15 protein-coding genes are annotated in these 15,182 nt (G+C 58.8%); 6 read left to right on the forward strand and 9 right to left on the reverse strand.

Annotated elements, in window-relative coordinates:
* The first annotated feature begins 9 nt into the window (after window positions 1-9).
* On the forward strand, window positions 10-771 hold the full coding sequence (locus LG294_RS03540; RefSeq protein ID WP_404289554.1) for an isoprenyl transferase: 762 nt from the start codon (window positions 10-12) through the stop codon (window positions 769-771).
* Window positions 772-1,029: 258 nt separating this feature from the next.
* Window positions 1,030-2,343 (forward strand): PhoH family protein, encoded by a 1,314-nt coding sequence (locus LG294_RS03545; RefSeq protein ID WP_404289556.1) that lies wholly within the window; start codon window positions 1,030-1,032, stop codon window positions 2,341-2,343.
* Here the strand turns inward: LG294_RS03545 and LG294_RS03550 are convergent.
* On the reverse strand, window positions 2,340-3,134 hold the full coding sequence (locus LG294_RS03550) for a hypothetical protein (RefSeq protein ID WP_404289558.1): 795 nt from the start codon (window positions 3,132-3,134) through the stop codon (window positions 2,340-2,342). The two genes, LG294_RS03545 and LG294_RS03550, sit on opposite strands and share 4 nt — an antisense overlap.
* 84 nt (window positions 3,135-3,218) lie before the next feature.
* Between LG294_RS03550 and LG294_RS03555 the strand changes: the two genes are divergently transcribed.
* Both LG294_RS03555 and LG294_RS03560 read left to right on the forward strand, forming a co-directional pair.
* Window positions 3,219-3,713: a prepilin peptidase gene (locus LG294_RS03555; RefSeq protein ID WP_404289560.1), complete on the forward strand. Its 495-nt coding sequence runs from the start codon at window positions 3,219-3,221 to the stop codon at window positions 3,711-3,713.
* 4 nt (window positions 3,714-3,717) lie between these two features.
* A complete protein-coding gene (locus tag LG294_RS03560; RefSeq protein ID WP_404289562.1) occupies window positions 3,718-4,185 on the forward strand; it encodes an NUDIX hydrolase in 468 nt (155 codons plus the stop codon).
* A gap of 173 nt (window positions 4,186-4,358) precedes the next feature.
* Here LG294_RS03560 and LG294_RS03565 read toward each other — a convergent pair whose 3' ends face one another.
* Together LG294_RS03565 and LG294_RS03570 are read right to left on the reverse strand one after the other, a co-directional pair.
* On the reverse strand, window positions 4,359-6,056 hold the full coding sequence (locus LG294_RS03565) for an MDR family MFS transporter (RefSeq protein WP_404289564.1): 1,698 nt from the start codon (window positions 6,054-6,056) through the stop codon (window positions 4,359-4,361).
* Window positions 6,057-6,105: 49 nt separating this feature from the next.
* A complete protein-coding gene (locus LG294_RS03570; protein WP_404289566.1) occupies window positions 6,106-6,765 on the reverse strand; it encodes a TetR/AcrR family transcriptional regulator in 660 nt (219 codons plus the stop codon).
* 107 nt (window positions 6,766-6,872) lie between these two features.
* Here LG294_RS03570 and LG294_RS03575 point away from each other — a divergent pair, with 107 nt between their 5' ends.
* The gene (locus tag LG294_RS03575) at window positions 6,873-7,439 is read left to right on the forward strand and encodes a GNAT family N-acetyltransferase (protein WP_404289567.1); all 567 of its coding nucleotides are present in this window, start codon (window positions 6,873-6,875) and stop codon (window positions 7,437-7,439) included.
* Between the two features lie 98 nt (window positions 7,440-7,537).
* On the opposite strand, the gene LG294_RS03580 is transcribed toward LG294_RS03575, so the two are convergent.
* The 3 genes from LG294_RS03580 to LG294_RS03590 form a co-directional block, all read right to left on the reverse strand.
* On the reverse strand, window positions 7,538-8,950 hold the full coding sequence (locus LG294_RS03580) for a class II fumarate hydratase (RefSeq protein WP_404289569.1): 1,413 nt from the start codon (window positions 8,948-8,950) through the stop codon (window positions 7,538-7,540).
* Window positions 8,951-9,090: 140 nt separating this feature from the next.
* Entirely contained in the window at window positions 9,091-9,720 is a 630-nt protein-coding gene (locus LG294_RS03585) for a carbonic anhydrase (RefSeq protein WP_404289571.1), read from the reverse strand.
* A gap of 63 nt (window positions 9,721-9,783) precedes the next feature.
* Window positions 9,784-10,440 carry a DUF4245 domain-containing protein gene (locus LG294_RS03590; RefSeq protein ID WP_404289572.1) on the reverse strand — a complete coding sequence of 219 codons (657 nt, stop codon included), beginning with the start codon at window positions 10,438-10,440 and terminating at the stop codon, window positions 9,784-9,786.
* Window positions 10,441-10,586: 146 nt separating this feature from the next.
* Here LG294_RS03590 and glpX point away from each other — a divergent pair, with 146 nt between their 5' ends.
* A complete protein-coding gene (glpX, locus tag LG294_RS03595) occupies window positions 10,587-11,621 on the forward strand; it encodes a class II fructose-bisphosphatase (RefSeq protein ID WP_404289575.1) in 1,035 nt (344 codons plus the stop codon).
* A 76-nt stretch (window positions 11,622-11,697) separates the two neighbouring features.
* On the opposite strand, the gene manA is transcribed toward glpX, so the two are convergent.
* The 3 genes from manA to purE all read right to left on the reverse strand — a co-directional run bounded on the left by manA (window position 11,698) and on the right by purE (window position 15,165).
* Window positions 11,698-12,906, reverse strand: a complete 1,209-nt coding sequence (gene manA / locus LG294_RS03600; protein ID WP_404289577.1) for a mannose-6-phosphate isomerase, class I — start codon at window positions 12,904-12,906, stop codon at window positions 11,698-11,700.
* An 85-nt stretch (window positions 12,907-12,991) separates the two neighbouring features.
* On the reverse strand, window positions 12,992-14,518 hold the full coding sequence (locus LG294_RS03605; protein ID WP_404289579.1) for an LCP family protein: 1,527 nt from the start codon (window positions 14,516-14,518) through the stop codon (window positions 12,992-12,994).
* A 113-nt stretch (window positions 14,519-14,631) separates the two neighbouring features.
* Window positions 14,632-15,165, reverse strand: coding sequence for a 5-(carboxyamino)imidazole ribonucleotide mutase (gene purE, locus LG294_RS03610; RefSeq protein ID WP_404289581.1), 534 nt, complete (start codon window positions 15,163-15,165; stop codon window positions 14,632-14,634).
* Window positions 15,166-15,182: the final 17 nt, after the last annotated feature.

A 15,182-nucleotide genomic window follows, 5' to 3' on the forward strand; every position in this document is an offset into this window, starting at 1 on the left:
AGGTACCAGATGCGATTTCCTTCTCTGGTCTACCGTTTCTACGAACGGCGCCTAGCGAAGTCGTTGCCTGGTGACAAACTGCCGCACCACATTGGGGTGATGGTTGACGGCAATCGCCGTTGGGCGAAGCTTGCCGGAAGCCCTACCCTCGCAGGCCATCAGGCAGGTGCCGACAAGATCCTTGAGTTCCTTGAATGGTGTGAGGACTTGGGGATCAAAGTTGTCACCCTCTACATGCTTTCCACGGACAACCTGAACCGTGAACCCAGTGAACTGCGGGACCTGCTCAAGGTCATTGGCAACACCTTGGACCGGCTGGGGGAGACCGATCAGATCAAGGTGCAACAGGTCGGCGCGCTAGATCTTTTGCCTGAAGAACTTTCCACGAAGCTTTCGGCCCTGGAAATGAGCACCGCACACCGCACGGGAGTGCACGTAAATGTTGCTATCGGCTATGGCGGGCGGCGCGAAATTATCGACGCGATCAAGTCTTTGCTGCGCGATGCAGCGGACACGGGACGTTCGCTGGAATCGGTGAGCGAGTCGCTGTGCATCGATGAGCTCGAATCCTATTTGTACACCAAGGGGCAGCCGGATCCCGACCTGGTGATACGTACCAGCGGTGAACAGCGGCTTAGCGGATTTCTGACCTGGCAGAGCGCCTACTCCGAGTTCTATTTCTGCGAAGCGTTGTGGCCAGATTTCAGGCGCGTCGACTTCCTCCGCGCGTTGCGCGATTTCGCAGATCGCCAGCGCCGCTTCGGCGCTTAAAACTACCAAGTGAAATACCAAGTTTCCAGCGTTCTCAAAAATGATACTTGCTCTTAACCTACTGGAGCCCTGAGCGGTCTATGGTGAGAATATGGCGGGACGCAACAGTCCCGGCTGACCGAAAGGTTTCTCACTAGATGACCAGATGCGGCGTTTCCCCGGAGCAATTCGTGGGTCACCCTTGGCATCCGGTGGCGGAACTTCCCACTAAAGCGTGGGGAGATTCCCCACGCCGGATTCGAGAATGGGTGCGCTGCTATGACCCGAACTACCGACTCGGCTGTCCGAACCTACGTCATTGACACTTCGGTGTTGCTGTCGGACCCGAAAGCGATGTTCCACTTCGAGGAACACCATGTGGTGATCCCGTTGACAGTCATTACCGAGCTGGAACATAAGCGCAAGGACCCTGATCTGGGCTTTTTTGCCCGCCAAGCGTTGCGGCTACTTGACGAGCTGATCGCCAGCCATGGCGGTTTAGCTGAAGCGGTCCCGGTCTCCGATGCCGGAGGCACATTACGCATCGAGCTGAATAACATCGCCTCCGAGGTGCTTCCTCTGGGGATGCGTTCGGGCGAAAATGACACCCGCATTCTGGCGGTTGCCAAACACCTGCTCGATCAAGGCAAAGACGTGGCTTTGGTGACCAAAGACCTGCCCATGCGCATCAAGGCCTCGGCCATCGGCATCCACGCCGAGGTGTATCGAAACGAGCTGATCGCCTCCTCGGAATGGAGCGGGGTGGAATCCCTAGAGCTCGACGAATCGAAGATGGCCAAGCTCTATGACACCGAGCGACTCATTGATCTTCCCGAGGCTAAGCATTCTCCGGTGAACACCGGCTTTGTGATTACCTCTCCGCGCGGTAGCGCGCTGGCTCGCAAGGTCTCAGCCGACACGGTCAAGCTGGTGCGCGGTGATCAGCAAGCTTTCGGGCTGCATGGGCGCAGCGCGGAGCAGCGCATCGCGCTGGACTTGCTGATGGACCCGAACGTGGGAATCGTCTCGATGGGCGGTAGCGCAGGAACAGGTAAATCCGCGCTGGCCCTGTGCGCGGGGATGGAAGCGGTGCTCGAACGCCGGGAACACCGCAAAATCACCGTGTTCCGTCCGCTCTATGCAGTGGGTGGCCAAGAACTCGGCTACCTGCCGGGCTCTGAGGGAGAGAAGATGGGGCCATGGGCCCAGGCGGTCTTCGATACCCTCGGATCCATCGTGTCGAAGAACGTGATCGACGAGGTGGTCGAGCGTGGGATGCTCGAAGTCTTGCCGCTGACCCATATCCGCGGACGCTCGCTGCATGACTCCTTCGTGATCGTGGATGAGGCGCAGTCCTTGGAGCGCAACGTGCTGCTCACGGTGCTCTCGCGTATCGGACAGAACTCAAAGGTGGTGCTCACCCACGACGTGGCTCAGCGCGACAACCTCCACGTGGGACGCCATGACGGGGTCGCCGCGGTGGTTGAACAGCTCAAGGGGCATTCGCTCTTCGGGCATGTGACGCTCATGCGTTCGGAGCGTTCGGCGATCGCCGCGCTGGTTACCGAGCTGCTTGAGGGACCACTGGTCTAACGTTGTGCGCGCACCGTCCACGGGATGTGTGCGCGCACGTCCGTCATCGTGGGGGTGGCTACGGTGAACAGCGAGTCGATGTAGTACTCGTTTTTCGCCAGCACCGCGATGCGTAGCGGCGGTTGGCTCCCGTCCAGGAGCCTGCGCTCGACGCAGATTCCAGTCTCCAAATCCAGGATAATCAGCGCCTTGGTTCCGGTAGGGACCAAGGCGAATGACTCGCTGCTCGAATGATAGCTGTGCCCGGCGGTGAGCACCGCGGATAGCTGAGCGCGCCCGTGCTCGCTGCGCGTGGGAGCCAGCTCGTGGATGTACGTGGGATGTTCGAAGGCGAGATCAAGAGAAGCCGGCTCGGTTCCCGCCAGTTCATAGGGATCAAGCATGCTCTGCAAGAAATCCAAGGGTAAGAGATCTTGATAGCCGTCGATCTCCGGCCGCCTGGCGATCAGATGATCATTGGTGTACACCGGATAGGTCAATGAGGCCGGCAGCTTCCAGGAGGACTCGGTCGCGGCCACATAGTCGCGGCCCCGGTCCGCGGTGAACAATTCGCGCTGATAGCGCAGGGAATCTGATTCGTCGCTGATGGCGACGGCCTCACGGCCACGCAGGATCATCCCCAGCGTGCCGGAAAGCGAGTGCTGGGCGAAGATGAGCGGAACGTCTAGTTCCAGGCGCAGCGACGTGCTGAGCCACGGAGCCGAGCGAGCTAGTGCACGGAAACGCCTGCGCGCCGCGGAATCGGGTGCCGGATGCTCGGGAAACAACTGCGGAGCTGCTGACTGGATCATAATCCAAGTGTAGAAGCGCCCAAGTTATTCACAACCCCACAGCCAACACTAGAGTCCAAGTCCATGCCGCCTTATGCTCTAACCATGATCGCGATCTGGCAGGACTCAATCGGTACGGCTTTGCTGCTCATGCTGTTCTGCGCCTGCTTCCTGAGCTTCGGAGTGGCACTTGCGGTGGCCGACGTAAAGAGCCATCGATTGCCGAACCGCTTGCTTTTGCGTTGGGCTGTGGCAAGTGTGCTGCTCTTACTGGCGCTCAGTGCGGTGCGGGCAGAATTCATGCCTCTGCTCTGGGCGTTGCTCGGCGCGATTATTTTAGGCGGCGCCTACTTGGTGCTCGCGCTGATCTCCCGCGGGTCGATGGGCATGGGCGACGTGAAGCTGGCTGCGGTGCTCGGCTTGAACCTCGGCTACTTCTCCCTGTCTGCGCTATTCGTAGGCAGCGTTTTTGCCTTCGTGCTTGCCAGCCTCGTGGTGCTGGTGGGAATTATCGCGCGAAAACTCACGGCAAAGTCGGCGGTGGCCTTCGGCCCGTTCATGATCCTCGGTGCGGCCCTAGCCTTGCTTATGACACGATAGGCCCATGGCAACTCCCGAATTCATAACCGAACTGCGTACCCATATCGGCCATGGGATGCTCTGGCTCAGCGGCGTGAAGATCGTTGTTCTGGATGGGACTAAGGTCTTGCTGGTGCGCCGGGCAGACAATGGGCTATGGACGCTGCCGGCAGGAATTATCGAACCCGGTGAAGAGGCTTCGCACACCGCGGTGCGCGAGGTCCACGAAGAGACCGGGGTCGACTGCGAGCTGACCCACCTGCTGGGCATCGGGGTCACTGCGCCGGCAACATATCCGAACGGTGACCACGCCCAGTATCTTGACGTGGTCTTCCGGGCGACCCACGTGGGCGGTACGGCGCAAATCAATGATGATGAAAATGTGGAAGTCGGCTACTTTGAACTCGATGACCGCCCACGGCTGCCACCGCTGCATGAGCGAGCCATCGACTGGGCGCTGAATCCGCGGCCCGGAGGGTACTTCGCTGCCTAAGGGACCGTTTTAGTCGGCGATTCACTGGCGGCGCATGAGGCGTTTGCCTGCCCGTCGCCCAGAAAAACGAACACTGTGGAAAAAGACAACGCCCCGCACGAGCGCTTCCTCATCTCCCAGCAGGCTGGGGGAGAGGAAGTGCACGTGCGGGGCGGCGCTTAGCGCGAGGCAAGTTACACCCTTGGGTCTGCCTTGCTCTGCGGGCCGGTAGCTGCATCCTGCTCGGACTCACCTTGCGGGGGATGGTTCACCAACCTCGCTTGTCGTTCTGCATCTTCCAGCAGCTTGGCTTCCTCGCCACCTATCGCCTCGCCACGTGCCACCATGCCAGCGGTGTCCGAGAGCGGGACCTGCTTGAGCAGCAAGGCCAAGACGAAGGCGATGAGAATGAAGGGGATCAAGTACCAGAACACCGGCGCCAGCGAATCGGCGTAGGCCGTCACGATCCCATCGCGCATTTCTTCGGGCAACTTGGCCAGAGTCTGCGGGTCCAGCGTCGCGGTTGCATTGCCAGCGTCCGCGGCGCTTGCCCCGGAAGCGGTGAACACCTCGGTGAGCTTTTCGGATAGCCGGTTGGTGAACATGGCACCGAAGATCGCCACACCCAAAGAGGCACCGACTTCACGGAAGTAGTTGTTCGTCGAGGTGGCGGTGCCGACCATGATGGGATCCACCGCATTTTGCACGACGAGCACAACAACCTGCATGATCAGGCCAAGACCGGCACCGAAGACGAACAGGTACACGCAGATCAGCCACAACGGGGTGCTAGCGCTCAGCGAGGTGAACGCGAGCATGGCCAGCGCGGTCACCAGAGCACCGGCGATCGGATAGCCCTTGTACTTTCCGGACTTCGAGATGGCGATACCGGACCAGATGCTGGTACCCATCATGCCGATCATCATCGGAACCATGAGCAGTCCGGAGACTGCGGCGGAGGTTCCCGAAGACATCTGCAGGAAGGTCGGAACGAAGGCAATCGCCGCGAACATGCCAAGGCCCAAGGTGAATCCGATAGCTGTGGCGTTGACGAAAATTCGGTTCTTGAATAGTGAGAGCGGAATGATTGGGTCTTCTGCCCGGGCTTCGACTATCACGAACAGCAATGCGGCTGCCAGCATGCCAAGGCCCCAGCCCCAGGTTTCCAGGGCGGCCCAGCCATGGTTCTTCGATCCGCCGAAGTCGGTGAACAAGATCAGGCAGGTGGTGGCGGCCGAGAGCAGCAGCACGCCGAGAATGTCGATTTTCTTGCTGGCCTTCTTGCTCGGCAGCTTCAGTGCGAACCAGGCGATCAGGAAAGCGCCGATGCCAATGGGGATATTGATGTAGAAAGCCCACTGCCAGGTCAGGTGGTCTACGAAGAATCCACCAAGCAGAGGACCTGCGACGGCCGAGATGCCGAAGATCGCGCCCAGCGGACCCATGTATTTGCCGCGTTCGGAGGCCGGGACGATGTCAGCGATGATTGCCTGCGAAAGGATCATCAACCCGCCGCCGCCCAGACCCTGCATGGCGCGGAAGAACACGAACATCCAGAAGGTGCCGGCAAACGCGGCGCCCACGGAGGCCAGGGTGAACAGCGCGATGGCGATCAGGAACAGGTTGCGCCGACCTAGCACGTCGCCGAACTTGCCGTAGATCGGCATCACGATGGTAGTAGCCAGCAGGTAAGCAGTAGTAATCCACGCCTGATGCTCCACACCACCGAGCTGCCCCACGATGGTGGGCATGGCGGTGGAGACGATGGTCTGGTCGAGGGAAGAGAGCATCATCCCGGCGATCAGCGCCGAGAAGATGATCCAGATACGCCGTTGCGTCAGTAGCAGCGGCGCCGGTTCCGGGTTTTTCCGGGACGCGGTGGTCGTTGACATGCGTGTGTCCTTGCGAGATATATAGCTGGTTGGTGTTTCTGGCGTCCGGTTAGGAACGAGTCAGGGGCTGGCAATACAATTCCCGAGCCATGTCGATGACTATGAGGAATTCTTCTGCAAGCGTTCTTTCGCTGTCCGACTCCAGGAAGCGGTCGATGGCTTTGAAGGTGGAGAACTGCAATGAATGAACAAGTAGTGCAAGACCTGGATGATCCGCATCGACGCCTTCACGTTGGGAGACGAGCTTCATGAACTCGGCCTGACGCTCGGGGCCAACCTGCATCATGCGTTCGAGCAATTCGGGTTCGCGGTGCACGGCGGCGAAGAACCCCTGGGTGCTTTGGATTGCCTGTTCATCGCGGTCCAGTTGTTCGATGATCAGGGCGACGAGATCTGCCTGCAAAGTGGGGGAGATCCCAACGATCCCCGCCGGCCGGGCGGCAAGAAAACGATCCAATGCACCCTCGGGAACCCCGTCATCGGCGTGCCCGAAGACCGCATCGATTTTTGTTGCGAAGTAGTTGAAGAAGGTGCGTCGGGAGATGCCCACCGCTGCGCAGAGCTGATCCACGGTGAACCCGGCAAAGCCGTGTTCGGCGGTGAGCTCGCGTGCGTGGCGGGTGATCGACAGACGCGTTTTTTGCATGCGTGCGCTGAGACCGGCAGGTGCTGCGGCCGGTTTTGAATCCTTCGTTGCACTTTTATTCACAAGATGCAGTTTTGCACTCAGGTTGACCGCAGTGCAACTTAAGTAATCGGGAACACTAAACCGCCAACGATGGCAGCGGACGGCCAGCGCGTATTAAGCTCGGCTTTATGACATTGCTAAAGTTGATCGAACCGAGCGCTCAATTGCACGAATCATGGCTTGCGAGCAACCGGGAATGGAATGGAGAGGACCAGCAGGGTGCCTCGGTATTCTTTGCCGAAAAGTTTGATTGGGATTTGGAGAAGCCCGAGGATTTCGCCTGCTGGGTGGCACTGCTCAACGAACTGAGCGACGACACCATTCTCCCGCCGCAGGGCTTCGTCAATCAGAGCACTCTCTGGCTGGAACGAGATGGCCATTATCTTGGTGCGGTCAGCCTGCGCCACGAATTGATCAACGATGCCCTCAAGCAGGTCGGCGGGCATATAGGCTACGGGCTGCGCCCCAGCGCACGAGGTGCCGGCCTAGCAAAACGGGCGCTAGGCGAAATGCTCGAAATTTCTCGCCGACGTGGCCTCGAAGAGGTTCTGCTTACCTGCGCTGACTCGAATATCGCTTCGGCGCGGACCATCGAGTCCTGCGGAGGGGTCCTCGAACGAATATGCCCGGTAGAGGAGATCGCCGAACCGTTCGGACTTCACGAGCCGCAACGACGTTATTGGATCAAGCTCTAAGTTCATTTCCTCGAAGAGCGCACTCAGGCGGCCACCAGTTGTTTCGGTGGCCGCCTGAGTCATGCGCTAGTTCGCCACGAAGTGCGTGGCGTTGGCTCTTAGTATTTGCCGATCATCGTGGAAACATCCAACAACTCATCAAGTTGAGCCTCGGTGACTTCGCCGCGCTCCACAAAGCCCAGCGCGATGGTTGCCTCGCGGACTGTCAGTCCATCGGAGACTGCCTTTTTGGCGATCTTCGCAGCATTCTCGTAGCCGATGAGCTTGTTCAGCGGGGTCACGATCGAGGGGGAAGCCTCGGCGAGGAAGCGTGCACGCTCCACATTCGCGGTAATTCCATCGATCATTTTCTCGGCCATCACCGTTGAGACGTTGGCCAGCAAACGGATGGATTCAAGCAGGTTCGAGGCCATCACAGGGATGCCGACATTGAGCTCGAATGCGCCATTGGTGCCGGCCCAGGCGATCGCAGTGTCATTGCCGATCACCTGTGCAGCAACTTGAATGGCCGCCTCGGAAATCACCGGGTTGACCTTGCCTGGCATGATCGATGAGCCCGGCTGCAGGTCCGGGATCGCGATCTCGCCCAGGCCGGTATTTGGGCCCGAACCCATCCAACGCAGGTCGTTGGCGATCTTGATAATGGAGATCGCGATGGTGCGTAACGCGGCAGAACCCTCGACTAGGCCATCGCGATTAGCTTGGGCTTCGAAGTGATTGCGCGCCTCGGTGATCGGCAGACCGGTATCTTCACGCAGGAATTCCAAGACCCGCTGCGGGAAGCCATCAGGGGTGTTGATGCCGGTGCCTACCGCGGTGCCGCCTAGGGGGACCTCGGCCACACGCGGCAGGGCGGCCTCGACGCGTTCGATACCGTAGCGGATCTGTGCCGCGTATCCACCGAACTCTTGGCCCAAGGTGACCGGGGTGGCGTCCATCAAGTGGGTGCGCCCGGACTTCACCACGTCCTTGAACTCGGTCTTCTTTGCCTCCAGTGAGGCGGCAAGTGTGTCCAGCGCCGGGAGCAGGTCGTTGACCAATGCGTTTGTGGCAGCTAGGTGCACCGAAGTGGGGAAAACATCATTTGAGGACTGCGAAGCGTTGACGTGGTCGTTCGGGTGGACTTCTGTTTCGCTTCCCGACTCCTTCAGCGCACGTGTCGCCAACTCGGCCAGTACCTCGTTGGTGTTCATATTCGAGCTGGTACCGGAGCCGGTCTGGAATACGTCGATCGGGAAGTGCGCATCAAATTTACCGGAGGCGACCTGGTCTGCGGCCACTACGATGGCGTCTGCGCGTTCGGAGTCGAGCACCTGCAAGGCTTCATTGGCGAGTGCGGCAGCCTTTTTGACCTGAGCGAGGGCTTTGATGTGGGAGGACTCCAACGTTTTCCCCGAGATCGGGAAGTTTTCTACAGCGCGCTGGGTCTGGGCACGGTACAGGGCCTGAGCCGGAACCCGGACTTCGCCCATGGTGTCATGTTCAATTCGAAATTCTTCACTGTTGATCATGAGGCTCACCATACGCCTGGAAGTCGGAGCAGAACAGGGATCTGCCGCAAACATCACAGGCATCAGTGAGGTTAACGGAAACAGGGAATAAACTCCGGATTAAATGCAGTGACCCGCGGAAACTCCGCGGGTCACTTAGATTATTCCAGGCCCATGTTGGAGACCAGTTGCGCTTCGCCTTCGGCTAGCTTGTAGGCCACGCCGGCCACGGCGGTGCGGCCTTCGGCGATCGCGGTCTCAATGATGCTCGACAGGTCAACCAATCGCGCGGTGGTCTGCTTGACGTGTTCGACGACTGTACCGTTCACGTCGGTGACATTTGCTCTTTCGGCGGCAAAGACCGAAGGGATGATGTGCTCGACCAAGTCGCGGACGAACCCCTTGGGCATATTGCCCGATTCCTTGGCCTTGATCGCACTTGTGACTGCGCCGCAACTGTCATGTCCGAGAATCACGATCAGCGGAATATTGAGGATATCGACGGCGAACTCCAGGGAGCCGAGGGCTGCCGTGTCCAGCACGTGGCCGGCGGTGCGCACCACGAAGACATCGCCCAATCCCACATCGAAAATGATCTCAGCTGCAAGACGGGAATCGGAGCAGCCGAAGATGACTGCGAAAGGTTCTTGTCCCGTCACGAGGGACTGACGTCGGGCACCGTCCTGATTGGGGTGCTCTGTGGCGCCTTGGATGAATCGGCTGTTGCCTTCGGTGAGCTTTTTCCAAGCTTCTTGAGGGGTCAACGGTGTCTGGCTGTGTTCAGAATCCATAAGTGGAATTCTACTCTTGAGGTCGAAGGATCGGCCTCACCGATGTCCATGACCAGGCAATAATTACGAGATCTGCGCCTCGGCAGCTTGCACGATTGACATGATTTCTTCCTCGCCGGTGTCGCTGGAGATGATCAGCGTGGAGTCCTCGCGTTCGGAAATCATGTAGGTGGTGTCGTCCTTGACTCGGACCTCCCAGGTTGAGCCGTTGACTATGCGCTCATCACTGGGGACAGCATTTTCAGTGACCATAGCAACCCAGGTGGGGTTCGCATCAGCGGTTTGGCGCACGTAGACAAAGTTCGTTTCGCTCATCACCAGACCGAACTCCCAGTAAGAAATATCCTGCACCTGATTACTCTTCCAACGCGCGAAGTTCGCATAGTCTTCGCCGGAAACCTCCGGGGCGAAAACCTCAAATTCTGCAATACCAGAAGCTTCACTAGCCACCTTTTGCAGATCAACCGCGTGCTGGAAATTTTCTTCCTTGGTGCCAGGGTTCAGCAGCAGCAACGGAATGAGCACCGCGATGGTAAAACCAATGGACAGGATCATGCCCTTGAACGTCTGGTTAGCGCGCTTTGATTGCTTCTCGGTGAGTACCGGGGTGAATGGAAGATCTTCAAAGGTAGCTTTGGGGTCATTCAGGTCACGGCGTACCGGCTGCGGACCGGTCTGGCCGTCATTCTGGGGAGTGTTCTCTGGCTGCACGAGTCCCATTCTCCCCGATGTTCCTGTGCAAATCGAACCGAGGTGCCCAAACACACGTTGTCTGCGGCCCGGCGCGCTCGACACGAATTACATGCAAAAAATCGATGGGGATATGATGGAGTTGTTTGCATAGGCGCAATGACTACGACTCTGTGATGGGATCTTTCGTGACCGAAAACAACAATTATGCCCAGCTTTCCCCTCGACTGTCGGTAACCGACTCGGAACCGGACCGCAACCTTGCCTTGGAGCTGGTGCGTGCCACGGAAGCGGCAGCCATTGCTTCATCCCCTTGGGTTGGCTTCGGTGACAAGAACGCAGCCGACGGCGCAGCAGTGGATGCAATGCGCGGACTGCTCTCCTCCGTGAACTTCAACGGCGTGGTAGTCATCGGCGAAGGCGAAAAAGATGAAGCCCCGATGCTTTACAACGGTGAACAGGTCGGCAACGGCTCGGGTCCCGAATGCGACGTGGCAGTTGACCCGATTGACGGCACTCGCCTGACCGCCCTGGGCCTGAACAACGCCCTGTCCGTGTTGGCCGTGGCCGACCGAGGCTCGATGTTCGACCCTTCGGCAGTGTTCTACATGGAGAAACTGGTGACCGGCCCGGAAGCCGCGGACCTCGTTGACCTGCGCCTGCCGGTGAAGCAGAACCTGCACCTGATCGCCAAGGCCAAGGGCAAGAAGATCAGCCAGATCACCGTGACCCTGCTCGACCGCCCACGGCATGCCGGGCTGATCGAAGAGATCCGTGCCGCTGGTGCCCGCACCAAGCTGCTGATGGACGGCGATGTCGCCGGCGCCATTGCGGCAACCCGAGAGGGAACCGGCGTGGACGCGCTGATGGGCATCGGTGGAACTCCTGAGGGAATTGTCACCGCTTGCGCTATCAAGGCAATGGGCGGCGTGATCCAGGGCCGACTGTGGCCAACCGATGACGACGAGAAGCAGAAGGCCATCGACGCTGGCCACGAGCTGGGACGCGTGTTGACCACCAACGACCTGGTAACCAGCGATAACTGCTACTTCGCGGCCACCGGCATCACCGATGGCGACCTGCTGCGCGGCGTCCGTTACAAGAACGGGCGCATCCACACTCAGTCGATCGTGACGCGTGCCAAGTCCGGCACCATCCGCTTCGTCGATGGTGAGCACCAGCAGGACAAGTGGGAAGCTTACACCCGCTAAAAATCATTAAACGAGTCGAGCCGCAGATCTCCCGAAAGGGAGATCTGCGGCTCGACTCGTTTTGGGCCAGTTAGCGCTATTTGCCTTGCGCGCTGGCGGCGAAGAGCGTTGCCGCGTCCTGGGTCGAGGACACCGCAGTCACCGGCAACTCATTGGCGGCAATGAAGACTGAGCCGCCACGGGGCACCTGTAGGGTCTGCGATGCGGTTTCCAGACTGAACTCACCTGCTGTGCACAGCACCAGCGAGGCGCCGTGCAATTTCAATTCGGTGCGAATCTGAGGCGCAGTGGTTTCAACCACCTGAAGCTGGAATTCGTCAAAAGCAGGCTGGAAGAGCCGGGAGTGCTCCGATACTGCAGAGCCCTGCAACAGCGGCGCCTCCGAGGGGTCGGCGATGGTCACCTCTAGCAGTTCGGGAACATCGATATGCTTGCTGGTCAGCCCACCGCGCAATACGTTATCCGAGTTGGCCATTACCTCGATGCCGAGCCCGCGCAAGTACGCATGGACATTACCGGCACCCAGGCTAATTGCTTCGCCCGGCTTTAAGAACACCAGATTTAGCAGCAAGGCGACTAGGACACCGGGATCCGCAGGATAGATCTCGTTGATCCGGACCAGCTCGGCGAACTGCACATTTTCTTGCAGGACGGGGTCTGCGGTAATGGTCCCGCAGATCGTGAGCACCAGATCGTTGATACCCGTACTCGAGGTGAGCACGAAATTCAGCGCCTTTCCCAGCGGATCGGGGGACTGCAATGACGCAATCAGCTGCTCGACGAGGGCCGACTCCGTGGTGGATAAACGGGGAAGGAAGCGGCGCAAATCCGCGATGATCTCCTCCGGTGCACGAAAGCCGGAGAGCGCCACAAAATCGGTGAGCGCATAGAGCATCTCGGGTTTGTGATTGTCGTCTTTGTAGTTGCGTTCGGCCGCCTCACGGGGGACACCGGCAGCATCTTCCTTGGCAAAACGTTCCCGTGCCTGTGCAAGGGTCGGGTGCACCTGAATCGACAGGGGCTGAACGGCGGAGAGCACCTTGAACAAGAACGGCAGGCGGCCGTAGCGTTCATTGACCTGCTCGCCGAGCGTATTCACCGGATCGGCCGCGATTACCTCGTGTAGCGGCTGACCGGTTTCCAGGAGCATGCTCGGGCATCCGGGGTGGGCACCGAGCCACAGCTCAGCCTGTGGGCTGATCTGCGCAGGCTGACCTAGCAACTCGGTAATATCCTGCTTCGAACCCCAGTGATAATTCCGAATGGAATTTTTCAACTCAAACACGATTTGTACCCTTCAACTTTCACAAACGATAGTGGTTTCAAAACGGTCGGGGGGTCTTAACCGTGGGCGAAACCTTGAATGCTGTTTAAGGAACCGAGCATTCGTCGTTGTTTGCGGCAATCTGTGCCAAACGAGTCGTCTGGCCAATCATCTCAAGTTCCACCAGATATTGCTCGTCGATTGGGCTGCCATCGCGCTGGGTGAAGGTTTCTTGCTCACCCTTAGACAGCTTCGGAGCGTCATTGATGTTGGTGGATTCTTCCTCGGCGCTTTCGGACGGTTCGGCTGAACCGCTTGCCTCGGTGGTGTCCTTAGATTTGGCAGTCTCCTCGGATTTCTTGGATTCCTTGGGCGCCTTTGGAGCGTTCTGCTTTTCAATGATCGAATTGATGCGATCATGAATCTTGTCGAATTCCGGGTAAGTGGAGAACGAACGATCGAAGTCTGGCGCGCCCAGGGTCAAGCGGCTAAACGGAGTGCCCGATACCTTGTCGGCCACCGACACGAATGAGCTGAGCTGGCTGGCGGGAATGTTAGTCTCAACCAGCTGTTCGCCGGCCTGCATGATGCTGCTGAAGTTGCTCAGAATGGTCTGCGGGGTGAACTGCTTGATGATTGCCTGTTGCAGGCACTGCTGCCGCTTGATGCGGTGGTAGTCATCGGTGAAGTCACGAGAGCGGGCGAACCAGAGAGCGTCCTTGCCATTGAAGGTTTGCTCACCCGGAGCGAACCAGTGGGTGTTTACCAGCGAGCCTTTCCACTTCTTGCCGTTGTAGGGGACCCAGCCGCCGGAATCGATGGTGACCCCACCGAGGGCGTCAACAAAGTTTTCGAAGCCGGCCATGTCGACCATGACGTAGCCCTGAACCTCAAGCCCGGTAGTTCCGCTCAAAGCATCCATGGTGGCTTGCGCGCCGACGTTCTTCACCGAATTCGGGAAGCGATCGGCATGGTTATCGACCGCGTCGCGGTAGATCGCGTTGAACAGGCACTCATCACCGCAGCTGTAACCGTCGGGATAGACCTCCGCCATGGGCGAGCCCTCGGCGAAGCGGGCGTTCTGGAAGTTACGCGGCACCGAGATCATCAGTGACTTACCGGTCTTGGCATCTACCGAAAGCAGCGCGATGGAGTCCGTGCGCACGCCATCTCGGTTCGAACCAGAGTCGGCACCGAGTACCGCGATGTTGTAGCGGCCATTGACCGGATCAAAGGCGGGACCTTCATCGAAGACCTTGACGATAGTTTCTCGTCCGGTGTTCAGAATCGAAGCACCGTATACGAAGATGCCACTGGTGGCGATGACTGCAGCCAAGGTGAAAATGGAGACGATTGCGCGCATTCCAGGTGCCAGCATTCGGGGCCGGATGACGAACAGCGTGTTGATGAACATGATCAGCCAGCCGACGGCCAGCGCCGAGAGCATGATGATCAAGAGCAACTGGAAGTTCGGGTGCGCTACCCAACCAAGGATGATCGAACGATCAATGAAGTAGATGGCTGCGAGCCCAATGAGCAGGGCCCAGCAGAGCATAGTGATAGTAACCGCGATGCGTCCCAGCTTGCGGTTACCCGCAATCAGCTGAGCGCTACCCGGGAAAATAATGGTCAATACGACCAGTATTAGGGCGCGTTTACTCCGGGCCGGAGACGAAATCGTCTCCGGGTTCCTGAGCGGATTTGGAGCGCGGTGACTGGCAGAACCCATGTACTTTGTGACTTTCCTTAGGAAGAGAAGTTCTCGTTTGCTACTTCGGCACGCAACGCGGCGCCCTTGGCATACGCAGAATCGCGCAACGAATCTGCGAAGGCTAGCAACTTAACCTGTAACGACTTAGCCAGCTCATCGGTTCCCGAAGCCAGCATACGCACAGCTAACAGACCGGCATTTCGAGCACCACCGATGGATACGGTAGCCACCGGAACACCAGCAGGCATCTGCACGATCGACAGTAGGGAATCCATTCCATCGAGCTTGGCTAATGGTACCGGAACTCCCACCACCGGCAGCGGCGTCACTGATGCGAGCATGCCCGGCAGGTGCGCGGCACCGCCAGCACCGGCGATGATAATGCGCAGACCACGCTCGTGAGCGCGCTTGCCGTACTCGATCATCTCGGTGGGCATACGGTGCGCCGAGACGACGTCGGCTTCGAAAGGAATACCGAATTCGGTAAGCGCCTCCGCTGCCAGTCGCATAACGGGCCAGTCGGAGTCTGAGCCCATGACGAGTCCGACAAGTGGTGCTGTTTCAGTCATTGGAATTTATGTCCTTG

It is taken from the genome of Glutamicibacter arilaitensis (assembly GCF_044793945.1).
Taxonomy (GTDB): Bacteria; Actinomycetota; Actinomycetes; order Actinomycetales; family Micrococcaceae; genus Glutamicibacter; species Glutamicibacter arilaitensis_B.

Bases quoted from the DNA above. Each gene is read 5' to 3' on its own strand.
- purE (WP_404289581.1), bottom strand. From the start codon at position 15,165: ATGACTGAAACAGCACCACTTGTCGGACTCGTCATGGGCTCAGACTCC.
- LG294_RS03550 (WP_404289558.1), bottom strand. From the start codon at position 3,134: ATGATCCAGTCAGCAGCTCCGCAGTTGTTTCCCGAGCATCCGGCACCC.
- LG294_RS03575 (WP_404289567.1), top strand. From the start codon at position 6,873: ATGACATTGCTAAAGTTGATCGAACCGAGCGCTCAATTGCACGAATCA.
- LG294_RS03565 (WP_404289564.1), bottom strand. From the start codon at position 6,056: ATGTCAACGACCACCGCGTCCCGGAAAAACCCGGAACCGGCGCCGCTG.
- LG294_RS03540 (WP_404289554.1), top strand. From the start codon at position 10: ATGCGATTTCCTTCTCTGGTCTACCGTTTCTACGAACGGCGCCTAGCG.
- LG294_RS03580 (WP_404289569.1), bottom strand. From the start codon at position 8,950: ATGATCAACAGTGAAGAATTTCGAATTGAACATGACACCATGGGCGAA.
- LG294_RS03585 (WP_404289571.1), bottom strand. From the start codon at position 9,720: ATGGATTCTGAACACAGCCAGACACCGTTGACCCCTCAAGAAGCTTGG.
- glpX (WP_404289575.1), top strand. From the start codon at position 10,587: ATGGGATCTTTCGTGACCGAAAACAACAATTATGCCCAGCTTTCCCCT.
- LG294_RS03590 (WP_404289572.1), bottom strand. From the start codon at position 10,440: ATGGGACTCGTGCAGCCAGAGAACACTCCCCAGAATGACGGCCAGACC.
- LG294_RS03560 (WP_404289562.1), top strand. From the start codon at position 3,718: ATGGCAACTCCCGAATTCATAACCGAACTGCGTACCCATATCGGCCAT.
- LG294_RS03555 (WP_404289560.1), top strand. From the start codon at position 3,219: ATGATCGCGATCTGGCAGGACTCAATCGGTACGGCTTTGCTGCTCATG.
- LG294_RS03545 (WP_404289556.1), top strand. From the start codon at position 1,030: ATGACCCGAACTACCGACTCGGCTGTCCGAACCTACGTCATTGACACT.